General features: G+C 52.1%; 13 protein-coding genes. 6 read left to right on the forward strand and 7 right to left on the reverse strand.

Going from position 1 to position 15,574, the window contains the following annotated elements; all coding sequences use genetic code 11:
- Positions 1 to 2 precede the first annotated feature (2 nt).
- The 6 genes from ACJ77P_RS03275 to ACJ77P_RS03300 form a co-directional block, all read right to left on the reverse strand.
- Positions 3 to 692, reverse strand: coding sequence for an ABC transporter ATP-binding protein (locus ACJ77P_RS03275; protein WP_408998970.1), 690 nt, complete (start codon positions 690 to 692; stop codon positions 3 to 5).
- Complete coding sequence (locus ACJ77P_RS03280; protein WP_408998971.1) at positions 685 to 1,428, reverse strand: ABC transporter ATP-binding protein; 744 nt, start codon at positions 1,426 to 1,428, stop codon at positions 685 to 687. The genes ACJ77P_RS03275 and ACJ77P_RS03280 overlap by 8 nt, the downstream gene beginning before the upstream one ends.
- 3 nt (positions 1,429 to 1,431) lie before the next feature.
- Positions 1,432 to 2,511 carry a branched-chain amino acid ABC transporter permease gene (locus tag ACJ77P_RS03285; protein ID WP_408998972.1) on the reverse strand — a complete coding sequence of 360 codons (1,080 nt, stop codon included), beginning with the start codon at positions 2,509 to 2,511 and terminating at the stop codon, positions 1,432 to 1,434.
- The gene (locus ACJ77P_RS03290; protein WP_408998973.1) at positions 2,505 to 3,404 is read right to left on the reverse strand and encodes a branched-chain amino acid ABC transporter permease; all 900 of its coding nucleotides are present in this window, start codon (positions 3,402 to 3,404) and stop codon (positions 2,505 to 2,507) included. Before ACJ77P_RS03290 ends, ACJ77P_RS03285 begins: the two co-directional genes overlap by 7 nt.
- A gap of 28 nt (positions 3,405 to 3,432) precedes the next feature.
- Complete coding sequence (locus ACJ77P_RS03295) at positions 3,433 to 4,638, reverse strand: ABC transporter substrate-binding protein (protein ID WP_408998974.1); 1,206 nt, start codon at positions 4,636 to 4,638, stop codon at positions 3,433 to 3,435.
- A 183-nt stretch (positions 4,639 to 4,821) separates the two neighbouring features.
- The gene (locus ACJ77P_RS03300) at positions 4,822 to 5,949 is read right to left on the reverse strand and encodes a S1C family serine protease (RefSeq protein ID WP_367359692.1); all 1,128 of its coding nucleotides are present in this window, start codon (positions 5,947 to 5,949) and stop codon (positions 4,822 to 4,824) included.
- 405 nt (positions 5,950 to 6,354) lie between these two features.
- Here ACJ77P_RS03300 and ACJ77P_RS03305 point away from each other — a divergent pair, with 405 nt between their 5' ends.
- Entirely contained in the window at positions 6,355 to 6,825 is a 471-nt protein-coding gene (locus ACJ77P_RS03305) for a hypothetical protein (protein WP_367359691.1), read from the forward strand.
- Positions 6,826 to 7,114: 289 nt separating this feature from the next.
- A complete protein-coding gene (locus ACJ77P_RS03310; RefSeq protein WP_367359690.1) occupies positions 7,115 to 10,105 on the forward strand; it encodes an insulinase family protein in 2,991 nt (996 codons plus the stop codon).
- Positions 10,106 to 10,306: 201 nt separating this feature from the next.
- Here ACJ77P_RS03310 and ACJ77P_RS03315 read toward each other — a convergent pair whose 3' ends face one another.
- Positions 10,307 to 10,579 carry a hypothetical protein gene (locus ACJ77P_RS03315; RefSeq protein WP_367359689.1) on the reverse strand — a complete coding sequence of 91 codons (273 nt, stop codon included), beginning with the start codon at positions 10,577 to 10,579 and terminating at the stop codon, positions 10,307 to 10,309.
- 252 nt (positions 10,580 to 10,831) lie between these two features.
- On the opposite strand from ACJ77P_RS03315, the gene ACJ77P_RS03320 reads away from it, so the two are divergent.
- The 4 genes from ACJ77P_RS03320 to ACJ77P_RS03335 all read left to right on the forward strand — a co-directional run bounded on the left by ACJ77P_RS03320 (position 10,832) and on the right by ACJ77P_RS03335 (position 15,570).
- A complete protein-coding gene (locus ACJ77P_RS03320) occupies positions 10,832 to 11,338 on the forward strand; it encodes a hypothetical protein (RefSeq protein ID WP_367359688.1) in 507 nt (168 codons plus the stop codon).
- A gap of 373 nt (positions 11,339 to 11,711) precedes the next feature.
- Positions 11,712 to 12,098 carry a type IV pilin protein gene (locus ACJ77P_RS03325; RefSeq protein WP_408998975.1) on the forward strand — a complete coding sequence of 129 codons (387 nt, stop codon included), beginning with the start codon at positions 11,712 to 11,714 and terminating at the stop codon, positions 12,096 to 12,098.
- Positions 12,099 to 12,460: 362 nt separating this feature from the next.
- Positions 12,461 to 14,110, forward strand: coding sequence for an ArnT family glycosyltransferase (locus ACJ77P_RS03330; protein ID WP_367359687.1), 1,650 nt, complete (start codon positions 12,461 to 12,463; stop codon positions 14,108 to 14,110).
- 230 nt (positions 14,111 to 14,340) lie between these two features.
- Entirely contained in the window at positions 14,341 to 15,570 is a 1,230-nt protein-coding gene (locus ACJ77P_RS03335) for a glycosyltransferase (protein WP_367359686.1), read from the forward strand.
- Positions 15,571 to 15,574: the final 4 nt, after the last annotated feature.

Here is a 15,574-nt window from a genome sequence, read left to right on the forward strand (position 1 = left end):
GATTACACCATCAGGTATTTCTTTTTTACTTCATCGTCGGCTTCAAATTCCGCCGCCGTTCCTTCAAAGCGGATGAACCCGTTATCGATTACATACACGCGGTTCACGAGCTTGACGGCGGATCTGATGTTCTGCTCGGAGAGTAGAATGCTGATGCCCGAGTCGCGCAGCAGCAGAATGAGTTCTTCGAGGCTGCGGACGACAAGTGGGGCCAGGCCTTCTATCGGTTCGTCAAGGAGGATGAGCTCCGGGCTTCCCATGAGGGCGCGGGCAATCGTGAGCATCTGCTGTTCACCCCCGCTCAGAAAGCCGGCGCGGCGGGATTTGATTTCACTCAGTGCCGGAAATACGTCATAAACCCGCTTCCTGCTCCAGTCGCCGCGCCTGTTGTAAACAATATCGAGGTTTTCATCCACCGTCAAATCCGCAAACACGCGCCTGTCGTCCGGGACGTACCCGATGCCCTTTCTGAAGAGCCTGTATGGCTTCTGGCCGGTAATGTCCTCCCCGTTATAAATAATCCTTCCTTCCCTGGGCGGGGTCAGGCCCATGATGCTTCTCATCGTGGTGCTTTTGCCTGCCCCGTTTCTTCCGAATAGCCCTACGATCTCCCCCCTTTCCAGATGGAGCGATTCGCTGAAAAGGATATGGCTTAATCCGTAATAGGTATGAATATTAAGCACTTCAAGCATGATTGCTCCCGCCGAGATAGGCCTCCTGGACCATCCTGTTGCATCGGATCGCGTCACAGCAGTCCTGGGCAACCGTTGTTCCCCGCACCATGACCATGATCCGGTCGGCTATGCCGAAAACCATTTCCATATCATGTTCGCAGAATACGATGGTAAGGCCCATCTCCCTGGACAGTGTCCGGATCAGGTCGATGCAGCGCTCGCCTTCATCCTGTGCCATTCCCGCCGTGGGTTCATCAAGGATGAGGAAATGGGGATTTCCGCCCAGCGCCATTGCAATCTCGAGCACTTTGCGATCCCCGTGTGACAGCAGAGCGGCAACAACGCCTTCCTTCCCCTTAAGCCCCGCCCTTTTGAGTATTTCCTCGGTTTCCTGTCGCACCAGCTTTGAAGACGACGCAAAGAGGTTCCAGGTCCTTTTTTCTCTTGCGAGAATTGAAACCTGGATGTTCTCAAAAACCGTGAGCTTCTGGAAGAGGTTTACGACCTGGAAGGAGCGGGAAATCCCTCTTCTGCAGACCTCGTGGGGCAGGGCCCCCGTAATGTCCTCACCCTTGAAGATAACGCGGCCGCCGTCAGGCTTGACGACTCCGGTGATCAGGTTGAACAGGGTTGTTTTCCCGGCTCCGTTGGGGCCTATAACGGCGATGATCTCTCCCTGCCCGACCTCGAGATTCGCCTTGTTGACGGCCCTGAATCCGTCGAATGATTTTGACAATTCCTCGACAATAAGCACAAGTCACTCCCCGACCGCCACGGCTTCCCGGCCTTTCTGCTTGAGCCTGTCGAAGAATCCAAGCACGCCGTTCGGCACGAAAAAGATTACCAGAATGCAGATGACTCCCAGCACCAGAGTCCAGTATGAAGAAAAACTCGCAGCGACTGCCATAAGCGAGTCAGCGGCAGACTCGCTTATGGCGCCTCCGAAAAGACCAATGGCCGATGACGTCAAAAACTCCACAAAGGAACCGGCGAATGTCCTGATGAAGATCACAATGGCGGCACCGGTGAGCGGACCGAAAAAATTATACATGCCTCCCAGCAGGCACATGATGATCAGCTCCATGGACAGTGTCCAGAACAGCATGTCCGGAAAAACCGTATTGTCCACAACGACAAAGAGAACGCCGGCGACCCCGGCAAAGAAGCCTGCAATGACGAGCGTAACCAGCTGATGCGCCATGACATTGATGCCTATCATTTCGCTGCGCACGGGGTTGTCGCGTATTCCCTGAAGGGCGATGCCGAACGGTGATTTGATGATCCTGTACAGTGCAAAAAAGCTGATGCCCGCCACCGCCAGGACGAAGTAGTAAGCCCCCCTGGCGGAGGCAAGGATATCGGGTACGGGTATCCCTTGGATCCCGTCATCGCCGCCGGTGAAGGAATACCATCGGTAGACGACGGCCCACACAAGCGAGCCGAGAGATATCTGCAGCATGCCGAAATACAGCTTGGAAAGCCGTATGCAGACCAGCCCCATGATCAGCGCCAGCAAAGCTGAGACGACAGGCCCGCAGAGAAAAGCGATCCACGGCGAGATATCCATCCTCGTGATGGCAAGGGCGGTTCCGTAAGCGCCGGCGCCGTAAAACACGGCATGATGGAACTGGTAGATCCCTCCGTAGCCCAGGGCCAGATTGCAGCTTGTCGCTGCGAGCCCGTAAAGGAGGATGACGGAAGCCAGGTATATGTAAAATCGGAAAGCGGACAGCGGCAACACGGCGGGCAGAAGGACAAGCAGGATTACGCCGAGAGAGCCCCATGTCTTGCAACCCGCGGGCAGCATGTTCTTTAAAGTGGCATTTCCGGTTACCATGTGGATTTAAGAAGCCCCCTCGGCCTGAAAATCAGAACGACGACGACGGCAAGGTAGGGGAATATAATCCCGAATTTCGGCCAGATAAGTATTCCCATGGACTGTGTGAGTCCGAAGATCAGGGCGCCGAGCAACGCCCCCCAGATGTTGCCCAGTCCCCCGATGATGACGATCAGAAAGGCTTCTATGATAAGCGAATGGTCCATGCCCAGTGTCACGCTTATCGTCGGGGCGACAAGCGCTCCTCCCAAGCCGGCGAGAAAGCAGCCGATCACGAACACGCCTGCAAAAACCCAGCTTACATTAATTCCCACGGCTCCGACCATTTCCCTGTCTACAGCCGCGGCGCGGGCAATCTTTCCGATTTTTGTCCGGCTGATTAGCAGCCACAGAAGCAGTGCGACAACCGGCCCCACGCACAGCAGAAATAAATTGTAGGTGGGAAAAGGCATTCCCCCGAACAGGGGCACATAGCCCTGGAACATTGCCGGTACGGGAACGGACTTGTACTCGGCGCCCCATGTCAGCTTTACAAGATCGCTGAAAATCAGCGAGAGCGCGAAGGTAAGCAGAAGGAGCATCAGATGCTCCCTCTCATAAAGATGACGGAAAAGCGCCCGCTCCGAAATAAAGCTCACGAGGGCCACAAAAAGAGGTGCCAGGACAAGCGCAGTCCAGAAGCCGGCCGAACTGTCGGCAAAAAAGCCTGAAACCGTATAAGCCGCAAAGGCTCCGATCATATAGAGAGAGCCGTGTGCGACATTGGGGATGCGAAGCGTCCCCAGAATAAGGCTCAGGCCTGAAGAAACAATAAAAAGTATGACCGAACGGCTTAAACCGACAAAGATCTGGCTTAATATCGCCGGCGGAATCACAGCATACAGGATATCCACTTAAAGGAAGCCCTTGTCCTCTCGCAATCTATTTCTTCCGGGCTTTTAAAACCTCATTACAGGAAGAGATGTAATCCTTGCTTGATATGATCTGATTCTCGCTCGAAATTAGGAAATTATATTTCGGATCCTTTCTGGTCTTTCCAAAATAGATGGGAAGAAGGAGCTGATGGTCGCACTTCCTTATCTGAACTCTGCCGACGGAGCTGTCAAGGGACATGTCTTCGAGGGCGTTGATCAGAGCTTCCCGGTCGATCTTTTTAGCCTTTTTAAATCCTTCAGCAATAAACCTCGCCGTCATGTATCCGGAGTATGCGCTGCCCTTCGGATATCTGTTATAGGCTTTCATGAATTCAGCGACAAATGCCCTGTTGGCCGGATAGTTAATGTAGAAAAAGTAAGCGGAGGTTCCGTAAACCCCCTCGGGAGCATTCAAGCCCTGCGGCAGCAATGTGCCGAGCTCGTTTGCCGTGTGCTGGTAAAAGGGGATCTTCTGGCTGAGTCCCGTCGCCTTTGCGGCCTTCTGGAAGTTGACCATTCCGGAGCCGCCGGTGGCTACAATGATGAAATCCGGTTTCGCGGCAATGATCTGGGTAATGTAAGGCGTAAAATCCGCTTCTCCGACTTTCCACCACGATTCACCCACCTTGCGCACCCTGGGATTCAGTTTCTTCAAATTGTTCCATGCCGCATTGGCAATGGCATGGCCGTATTCATAATCGTCGCCTGCGATCCAGTACTTCACGAAAGGTTTCTTCGAAAGAGCTACTGCGGCGGCTCTGCCCGCCATCTCCGTATTCTCGTTCATGTTGAATACGTATCTATGGCCTTTTTCGCCCACAATCCTGTCGCTTTTTGCATACGTTACAAAGAAGGGAATTTTTTCCTTTTCAGCAAGGTCCGAAATGGCGAGGGTTGACGCGCTGTTGATCGTGCCCACAAGAATATCGACGTTTTCTTTCAGCACAAGCTCTTTGGCCATCGCGCGTCCAATGTCCGGTTTGAACTTGTCATCCCTGGTAACAAGTTCGATCTTTTTCCCCAGCACCCCGTTCGATGCGTTTATCTTGTCCACGGCGAGCTTGAAGCCGTCCAGAACGTCCTGGGTGTATGTCGTTGCCGGACCGGTATACGTGTCCACGATACCTATTTTAATCGTGTTTGCGGCGAATGACGTAAGAGAAAAAGCTGAAATCACCATCAGAACAATAAAAAATAAAGACAGTTTCTTCATAATATGCTCCCCCTTATATAAATTACACCACATTCTATCTTAGTATTGTACCTCTAGAACATGCCCCTGATTTTGTCAATTAGATATCTCCGATGGAACGAAACTGGAAAGAAGGTAAAGGGCCCACGTTCTCGAACCCCTGCCTCGCTTCCATCCGCAGGGCCGAGATGGTGTTGCACAGGATCACGTCCCGGGCTGCAGCGCCACGGCGAACTCCAGTGCCCGCCCGTCACGCAGCACCGTTATCTTGACCGTGTCGCCCACGGAAAAGTCGTCCAGGCGTGCAAGCAGCCTACTGACAGTGTCAACCGGCTTCCCGTCAACCGCGGTGATGATGTCTCCCGGTACAATCCCCCCATCCGGGGTGATTGTCGCCCCTTTCAGGCCGGCTTGTTCCGCCGCTGACCCCGGGGATACCTTCAGGATTACAATCCCCTTCAGGCCCAGGAGGGGTTTCAGGCGCTCATTGATTCCCTCGTCCAAGTGAATGCCGAGGGCCGGGCGGTTGTATTTCCCGTTCCGGATCAGTTGAGGTACAACCCGGTTCACCGTATCGACAGGCACGGCGAATCCGATACCGGCACTGGCTCCGCTCGGGCTGTAAATGGCCGTGTTGATGCCGATGAGCCGACCGGCGGAATCGAGGAGAGGGCCACCCGAATTTCCGGGGTTGATGGCTGCGTCCGTTTGAATCAGGTGCTCGATGGTGACGCCATTGCCGCTGAGGGAACGATCCAACGCTGAGACAATACCGGTGGTTAGAGTCCAGTCCAGGCCGAAGGGGTTGCCGATGGCGAACACCTTCTGGCCGACCTTCAAGTCGCTGCTCGTTCCCAGTGGTACCGGCGGGGAGCGCTTGAAGCCTATTCCGATCCTCAGAACGGCGATGTCATGGGAAGGGCTTGCCCCGACCAGGGCGGCCCTGTAGTCGCTTCCGTCGCTGAGCCTGACCGTTGCTTCACTCGCCCCCTGGATGACGTGGAAGTTGGTAATGACATGCCCGGATTGATCCCAGATAAATCCGGAACCCGTACCGCGCGGCACTGTGAAGACATTGCGCGTCCAGCGATCGCGCACCAGCGCCTTGGTCGTGATGAAGACGACGGAGTCGCGCGATTTTTCAAAAAGCTCGATCGTTGCCTTCTCGTCGGCGGCCAGATCACCGCGGGCCGCTACAGTGCGGGGTGAGGCGTCCGTTTTCGGGGAAAACAAGCCCTGAATGTGGGGGCAGCCCCGCCAGAGAATGAACAGCAAGGCACCCACCAGGGCATAAGCGATGAGGCGGAGGACATAACGGTTTTTGGCGGCCATAAGGCTCCTTTCATAGCGGACGGGCAGAAGGCTTCAACGGGAGATCCCGGGCGGAATCGGCTGGATAAGGTTCTGTTGCTGTGTTGCTGAATATGTGAGAGAGGTGCCCTCCGTGTCAAGGAAATTTTAGCCGGCTGATTTCGTGCAGAACCCGATTTTTTTCCTGTCAAGATTCTGCAGATGCCGGTAACGGAAGGCCGAAGTAGATTCAGGGGCTTGGACCCTGCCTGTCAGGGCGATTCCCGTGGGAAAGGCGCTTTTAACGGCTCCGTTTTCATCGATCACTTATCGCACGGGTCAAGGGGGTCGAGCCTGCCCGCACATACCCCGGTTTTTCGGCATTCGCTGTGCTGCGGTGTGTTTTTTGCTAGGACCTTTTTTATTTAACAAGGAGCCGTGGATGCAATGCAAAAGGTTTTGGTGAACGAAAAAGGGATGGCATGGATCACGTGCAACCAATGCAAACACACTTCGGTTGTTGATTTGAATGGTTTCTGCGAGGGAATAAATGTCATCGACCACAAATGTTCAAAATGCGAGGCTGTGTCGGAAGTCACTTGCGAATTCAGAAAATCGTACAGAAAGGAAGTCAGCCTTCAAGGAACCTTCATCCGGCAACAGCCTGGAGAAGAGCTGGCGGGGAGAATCGAAGTCACCGATCTCTCAAGGGTCGGCATAAAATTTAGGACCCGGGTGACGTACGATTTTAAACCCGGCTGTATCCTGAAACTCACCTTTACACTGGACGACAGGAACAAGACTCAAGTCAATCAAATGACCAAGGTCAAATGGGTTGAGGGACGGATGGTGGGGGGCGAGTTCGTCAATCAGGACCAGTGGTCCCAGAAGCAACTGGGGTTCTATTTTATGTCCTAGATTGAAGGGAACAGCCTGCCCGGTGATCCCAGACGAGACCTTGACAATTCGGGGCAGATTGACCTTTCGTGCCAATCTGCCCCGAATTGTTTCTTGTCGGTCATCCCGGGGGGATTCTGTCCCTGTTTTTTCCTTGACGGTCGATTCAAAAAGATTTAACGGAAGGATATTGTGAAAAAAACCATCGAAACGAGGTTGCATTCCAGGGGAGAATCGGGCGGCAGGGAGAAGACGGTGCGCGAGAGTCAGCCGAATGGATGCAGCTTGGTTTGACAGGAGATCTGAAGACATGGACAAAAGGGGAAAATGCCCGGAGCCGACCCTGAAGGCCGGTGATCGACTTTTTGGCTTCAAGGTGCTGCGCGTTGAACAGATGGACGATCTCCGGGTGACGGCCTATGAGATCGAGCACGAAAACACCGGCGCAAAATTGCTTCATCTTCACAGCATGGACAGGGAAAACCTCTTCTCCATCGGTTTCCGGACCCCCCCTCCGGATTCAACCGGTGTGCCGCATATCCTGGAGCATTCCGTCCTCGCTGGTTCGGAAAAATATCCGCTCAAGGATGCCTTCAACGAACTGGTGCGGGGAACCCTGCAGACCTTCATCAATGCCTTCACCTATCCGGACAAGACCATCTACCCCGTGGCCAGCCAGGTCAAAAGGGATTTTTTCAATCTTGCCCGGGTTTATACCGATCTGGTTCTTTTCCCACGTCTCCTGGAGGAAACCTTTCTTCAGGAAGGCCATCACCTGGAATTCGTCGATCCTGAGGACACCTCCAGCGAACTCACCATTTCGGGCATCGTGTACAACGAGATGAAGGGGGCCTATTCCTCTCCTGAAGCGCTGATGTTCAAGGAGATCCAAGAAGCAATCTATCCGGATACGCCGTACGCCTTTGATTCCGGGGGCAGTCCTGAAGCGATTCCGACGCTGACCTACGAAGGGTTCCGGACTTTTCACCGCCTCTATTACTCGCCGTCCAATGCCCGGTTTTTCCTCTACGGGGATATTCCGACGGCCGAGCATCTGGCCTTTCTTGAGGAGATGCTTGCCGGCTTTGAGCGGACTTCCGTGAATTCCGAGGTGACCTGCCAGCCCCGCTGGATGGCCCCCGCCCAGGTGCGATCCGTTTATCCCGTGAGCAAAGAAGAGGCTCTGGCGGGAAAAACCGCCATCAACATGGCCTGGATGCTTACGGAAAACACCGATGAGGAGACCGCCATTCTCCTGGAAATCCTGGCGGGCATCCTGATCGGAAGCGCAGCCGCTCCGCTCCGCAAATCCCTCATCGATTCGGGCCTTGGCGAGGACCTTTCCCCCGTATCGGGCATCGAAAGAGATCTGCGCCAGCTTCTCTTTGCCGTGGGTTTGCGGGGAAGCGATCCGGAAAAGGCTGGAGCGGTAGAGGCCTGTATCATGGATTCGCTTAAAGAATCCGTTGCGAAAGGATTTGACCGGGAGCTGATCGAGGGCGTTCTCCATCAGATCGAATTTCAAGGCAAGGAGATTGTCCGGAGCTCCTATCCATACGGGATTGTCTTGATGGGGCGGGCTTACCACACATGGCTCTATGACGGCGATCCCCTCTCCGGACTGAACTTTCCCCGCATCATCGAACATGTGCGGAGAAAATGGGAGGCCCAGCCGGACCTCTTCGAGCGCTTGACGCAAACCTGGCTGCTCGACAATCCCCACCGCGTCCTTTCGATTCTGGAGCCCAGCCGGACCATTGCCGAGGAAAAGGAATCCGGGTTCCGGGAAAAAATGGCGGGCATTAAAGCATCATTGAGTAATCAGAACCGTGAAGAGATCCGGGAAACGGCGCAGCGGCTCCGGGCGTTTCAGAGCGAGCCGGACAGTCCCGACGCGGTAGCCTCTCTGCCGAAGCTCCGGGTTGCCGATCTCGAACGGGGCATTGAAACGATTCCCACAGAGAAAAGGTCTCTCGAAGGGATTCCCGTCCTGATGCACAATCTGTTTACCAACGGGATTGCCTATGCCGAACTGGCCTTTGACGTGTCCTCCATTCCGGAGGAGCTGCAGCTTTATCTGCCTCTGCTGGGCAAGATGACGAACAATATGGGGGCGGCGGGTTATTCCTATGAGGAGATGGCCAAGCGGATCACCCTGAAGACCGGGGGGCTCGGCTCGTCTCTCAACGCCGGCATGACGGCCGACGGCCGGGGAACCTGGCAGCGCATGATTTTCGGCGTATCCTCCCTCCATCGGAATGTTGAGGATGCCATCGAAATTCTGAAAGATGTCCTCACGGCTGGAGATCTCAGCCATGAAGCCCGGATTCGCGATCTCCTTGCAGAAAAGAAAAACGGGCTTCACGCCGCCGTCGTGCCTTCGGGCCATGCCTTTGCCAGGATGGCCGCGGGGGCGGGCCTTTCTCTGCCGGCCTGGCGCGATGAGCAGTGGCATGGCCGCACGCAGCTCCGCTTCGTCAGCCGCATTGCTGAGGAATTCCAGAAAAAGCCCGGCGAATTTCGGGAAAAGCTGGCATGCCTGCGGTCCATGGTCTTCAGCCCGGACAAGCTGCTGCTCAACGTGACGGGAGATGAGGAAGGCCTCTCCCTGCTGGAGAATCAGCTGAAGGTCCTTGTCAATTGCCTGACAAGGAGTGTCAAGGAGGAATCCGCAGCGCTTCCGGAAAGAACGCCGGTTTATTCCGGCATTGCCATTCCTGCTCAGGTGTCCTATGTGGCAAGGGTCATGGGCGCCCCCAATTTCAATTCGCCCTTGTCGCCTGCTTTGCTGGTGCTGGCCCGCCACTTGTCCAACGGCTTCCTCTACAAGCGCATCCGGGTCCAGGGTGGCGCCTATGGCGGTATGTGCCAGTTCGATCCCATGGGCGGATTGTTTTCTTTCTTCTCCTATCGAGACCCCCGCATTGTGGAAACCCTGGAGATTTATGAGGAGGCCATGGCCTTTATCGGCGATGTAAAACTGGCGCCGGAGGAAATGGAAAAAGCGATTGTCGGAACGATTGGTGCGCTGGACAGACCGATGGATCCTTCCGGACGGGGGTCGGTGGCCATGATCCGGGAACTGGCAGGCATATCGGACAACGATCGCCGGAGATTCCGGGAAGCCATACTGGATGCGTCGGCAGAAGACCTTCAAAGTGCCGCAATCGCTTATTTCAGCGATATGCAGAAGGAAGAGGGCGTTGCCGTGTATGCATCGGAGGATTCGCTTTCTGCCGCCAACCAGCGCCTTCAAAGAAAACTGGCAATAGAACCTCTCATATGGGAAGCCGCTGAATGACGGTCACAAAAACGCCCTGTTTTCTCTGCCGGCATTTCTTGATAACCCACAATTCCCGGTGGCCTTACCGTTGCCGGGCCATGAGTTTTATGTCGTTCACCCTCCCTTCGGAGGCGGTTTATCGGCATTCCGGGACTTCCTGCCTGGCCTTCACTCCCAAAAAACAAAAAACCGGCGTTCCGTGAGGATCTGAAGGAAACACTAATCGTGGTGAGCAAAAAAGCCGACCGAAGCGAGAAGAAGGATGACGAACCCAAAACCGAAATAAATGAGGGTGAATTGATCGATAACAGCCTGACCGGATTCCCGGATGACATTCATGTTCAGGATGTAGGCCCAGTAGAGAATGAAGCCGTAGTTTAGAATCAGGGCGAGTTTAATCCGGCCGAACAACACAGCCGCGGTGCTCATGATCAGCAGGAGGGCGATCTGAATCAGGGGGATCGAAAGATTGATGGAAAGAAGGGTGTCCATATTTTCTCCTTCCTAAATTGGAGGCAGTTGTTTGGTTGATCGTCTCTTGAAACGAAAAAAACCCGCAACGAGAAACATTCATGATTCCGGATTTTTATATTATGATTTTCCCCCTGTCAATGTTAAACTGATGTTGGAGAGACGGACCGGCCTTTAACAGTAAATCCCGCTGATGCGCCATTCTTATCGATGGATTCTGGAAGGGGTGGCGGTGTTTTCTGAAAAAATTTGTGATGTGGGGAGGTTGAGACAATGAGCAGATATTGTGGGCATCTTGCCGTCGCAGTCCTGATGGGGCTTCTGCTTGTCCTGCAAGGCTGTGCGGCCATGCATTTCCGCGACTACGGGAGATTTTCGCCGGATTCGAAAGCCGCCCAGGCCTTTGAAAGCTATCAGGTAGATCCGGAAATGAACTATTACGTCAGCGGTTCGGACACCCATCCGAGCGCCCTGCTGGGGCTCGATAAACGTTATGTGCTGGAGCCCTCCCTCTGGAAAGCTGTGGACATGACTCCCTCCCGAATGAAAGAACTTGTCGGTGCCATGAAGGCGAGGGCGTCAATGATCGGTCAGGGGTTATTCGGTTTTTCCCTTCTGGACCTCGAAGGAAAGCCTGTGGGAATCTGGTATTCCATTATGACAGCAACGACGGCGTTACGAATGAAGGAAGATAACGGAGTGATCATCTATACGCCGGATTTGGATACCTATGACAAGTACGAAAGCAAATCGGACGGAGGCGGAGGCGCGGACCGCTGAAAGGGGCCATCCTTTAGGCTGCAGGGGAAAATGACCAGAGACCGGTGAAAATCACCGGTCTTTTTTGTTTGAGAAGGTCAGGGCAAAACTGTTGATAAGAAAGCGAAGGTCCTTTTGAAATTTTTATTATTTATAACGGTTTGAAATAACTTCTATTTTGTTAAGTTCCCCTGGTTGGTGATGTTCATGTAATGCTTCTGGTACAGTCATTGCTCTTATAGGCAGTCAGTTCATAATGATACGATTTGATTTTAAAAAATGAACATTTTGAAGGATAGGGAGGTGGTGTCAGGGCTGGGAGAAGTCACGGGCAGATATTAGAATTTTTGTAAAAAATAACAAATAATTGAATAAAGAAAAGGAGATTCAAGTTATGATGACAGAAATTACCAAGAAAAGAGGGCAAAAAGGTTTCACGTTGATTGAACTCATGATCGTCATCGCGATCATCGGCATTCTGGCGGCCATTGCCATTCCGCAGTTTTCCGCATATCGAGAGCGTGGTTATCAGGCCTCGATGAAATCTGATGCCAACTCAATCAGGATTGCCGAGGAAGCATATTACGTGGATAAAAACATATATACAGGCACTGCTGCTGATCTTGCTAACTTCGGTTATTCACAGCCTTCCGAGGGAAATACACCTACAATTACGGTAGTTGCCGGTCCTCCAGCCACATTTTCAGTTGCAATAGCATCAACCAAGACGGCAAAAACGGTTACCTATAACAGTGCAACCGGCCAGACTACGATGAACTAAAACTGGCAGGACCAAAATCAGGCTTAAATGGGGACTGTCGATACGAAGTCATGGAAGAGCATCCAAGACGGTCATAATGGAAACACCATTCTTTCCGAGTTTAACCAAAGGGAACTCCTGATTTGAACCATGCCGTAGGAAAGAAGTCCGATGAAGAGGGGTGAGGAAGTTCCTCACCCTTTTTCGTTACGGGGAATTTTCTCAAAAAATATTTGAATGGAAAAATTAACGTTTCATCCCGCTTCCGAACTTTTGATGTTCAGCCGGGCATGCAATGCGGTCAGCGGTAATGCACCGGAAAGAAAAGATCTTTGAGGCGATGACGGAGTTCGGGTCGAGGGCCTTTGTTTGTGCAGATCCATATGAAATTAAACCGCATTATCGAAACACTGGTATTAACTTCCCTGGGATGTTTTTTAATCCCGCTGACTTTATTGTGCAACGTTCCACCAACTGCCCGGGACGCCCTGATTCACCATCTTGCCCTTCCGAAACTGTGGCTGCTGCACAATAAGTTCTTTCATGTTCCCTGGGCGGAATTCTCGTACTACCCAATGAACATTGAGCTGCTTTACACTATTCCCCTTTATTTCCATAACGACATCATTCCTAATTACATCCATTTACTATTCGGTATCTGCACCGGTTTGCTTATCTATTGGCATTTGAATAGGAAAATCGGGCATCTATGGGCATTGCTGGGAGGGTTGATTTTTGTCAGCACCCCCATCATTCTCCGCCTTTCAACCATGGCTTATGTCGATCTTGGGATGACGTTCTTTATCACAGGGAGTATGCTGTCATTTGTCCGATGGCGGGATTCTGAATTTGAAGACGGAAAATGGTTTTATTGTTCCGCCCTTTGCATGGGACTCGCCTTGGGTTCCAAGTACAATTCTCTGATAGCCTTTTTCTTCCTGAACATGATGGTGGTGTTTATCTATGCCAGAGATACGGGAAGGCAGGGGATGGCATTGAAATATGGAGCGCTCTTCTGCATCGTCTCCTTACTTTTCGTCTCACCCTGGTACATGATGAATTATGTTTCAACGGGAAATCCTTTCCATCCATTGTTCGACGGGATTTTTCAGGAGTATCATCATAATGCTTCAGATTTTAGGGGACAAGTTCTTAAATCTCTTAAAGAAAATGCTAGTAGCGGCCTTTTCCAGACAAGAATCGTGTACTATGGAGAAAGCTTCTGGGAAACGATTCTTGTGCCTCTGAGAATATTTTTCCAGGGCAAAGATGATTCCCCGCAATACTTCGATGGGGTTTTGAATCTGATCCTGATTGTCTTTCTGCCTTTTTCATTTATGGATCGTCAATATCGGAAGGAAACTGTTTTGTTTTCAGTCTTTACAGGATTTCTGATCTTTGTTGCCTTTTTTACCGAGGTTATAAGGATCCGCTATATCCTGCCCATCGTGCCTTTCCTGTCGATACTGTGTGTTCATGGAATGAGAAACATTCTCAACTTCAAATGGGATGGACCCTTGTTTGCGAAGTATGGATTGAAGTCAGTGGTCTTTTCTGTTCTAATATTGTGTTTGCTGATGAACTCGATCTACTTGAAAAATTATTTTATGTCAGTTGATCCGATGCCCTATGTATTAAATCATGAGACAAGGGATGCGTATTTATTGCGTCATGTGGATAGTTATCAATCAATCAAGTATATTAATGACCATTTGCCTCAGAACGCCTGCGTTCGCTTAATTTACATGGGAAGAAGGGGATATTATCTTGATCGTGCCTATGTCCACGACCGCTACTTCGGTATGACGGCAATCAATGAAATGATCGAGACATCAAGTGGCGATAAATCACTGAGAAGCTATTTCAAAAGCCAGAAATACTCACATCTGCTGGTGCGTATAGATTTGTTCGAGCGATATTTAAAAGAGAACTGTTCAGAGGTGCAGATATGTGACTTTGCACGTTCATTCAATAGCAGTACAAAGTTGTTATATGCATCTCACGGATATGCAGTTTATGAAATTATTGGATGATCCGACTGGCACGGGCCACGGTGTTCCGGGGAACCTTTCCCCGGATGCCCCCGGGGGATAACGTTTTGATTGGGTTGCTCTCAGGCTTGCCACAATGTCATTTTACACGTTAACGTGTTTTGTATTAATGAGTTACGGCATCTTCAAAAATCAACGTTGGGGCAGCAGTGAGATGGCACAATAACTTATTTGTTGGATAATATATGAAAGATCACCAGTACTGAACGTTGATGCAAAATATCCATCCCACCCTCCTTGTCCTGACCTCGACCTTTCCCAGATGGTCGGGAGATCGGGAACCCCCCTTTGTCTATGAGCTGTCCAGGCGGCTGGCTCGCCATTTTACCGTGCATGTTCTTGCACCACATGCGCCTGGGACGAAAGAAGTTGAGGAAATGGACGGTATCCGAGTGTTCCGGTTCCGTTATTTCTGGGGGGAGGGAGAAAAGCTCGCTTACGAGGGCGGTATTCTTGGCAGTTTGAAGCAGCATCCCCGGCGTTTTCTTCTGGTCCCTTTTTTCCTTGCCGGCCAGTTGGCCGCACTATATCGACTGCTCAAGTCAGGCCATTATGAAGCAATCCATGCACACTGGTTGCTTCCGCAAGGTTTTGCGGCGATTCTTTCGCGGAAGTGCGCAGGAGCGGAATGCCCGATCCTGTGCACTTCTCATGGCGGGGATCTGTTTGCTTTAAAGGGGAGCCTGTTCCGGATTCTGAAACGCTTCGTCCTTTCCCGAACCCAAGGGCTCACGGTGGTCAGCCGGGCGATGAAGGAAGAGGTGCTGCGGCTGGGAAGCCGCGAACTCATCACCGATGTCATTCCGATGGGTGTCGATCTTGAAAAAACCTTTATTCCGCCACCGAATTCCGCTGCGCGAATTCCCGGACAGCTGCTGTTTGTCGGACGGCTTGTGGAAAAAAAAGGACTGATTTATCTGCTTGGAGCCATGCCCGCCATATTGCAGGACCATCCTGAAGCCCGTCTGCTGATTGTCGGCAGTGGCCCGGAAGAGCAGAATCTAAGAAAAGAAGCGGAACGTTTGAGGCTGCATTCGAGCGTCACCTTTCTAGGATCCTTGGGGAACCAGGATCTGCCTGCACTCTACCAGAAGTCGGAAATTGTGGTTTTTCCCTCGATCATTGCTGCAGATGGAGACCAGGAAGGTTTCGGGCTGGTCCAGGTTGAGGCGCTGGGATGTGAATGTGGTGTTGTCGCAACGGATCTGCCGGCGATCCGGGATATTATGAGCGATGGAAAAACGGGATTCATCGTTCCGCAACGAAACGAATCGGCATTGGCGGAAAAAATCAAATTTCTGCTCAATAATCAGGATGTGAGGATTGAACTGGGGCGCCAAGGCCGGGCTTTCGTTCGGGAAAGGTACGACTGGGATATTATTGCGGAGAGATACAAGGGGATGATTGAAAAGATTATGGCAGCCGGTGAGCGACCGAGATGACTTT

It is taken from the genome of Syntrophus buswellii (assembly GCF_046097065.1).
Lineage (GTDB): Bacteria > Desulfobacterota > Syntrophia > Syntrophales > Syntrophaceae > Syntrophus > Syntrophus buswellii.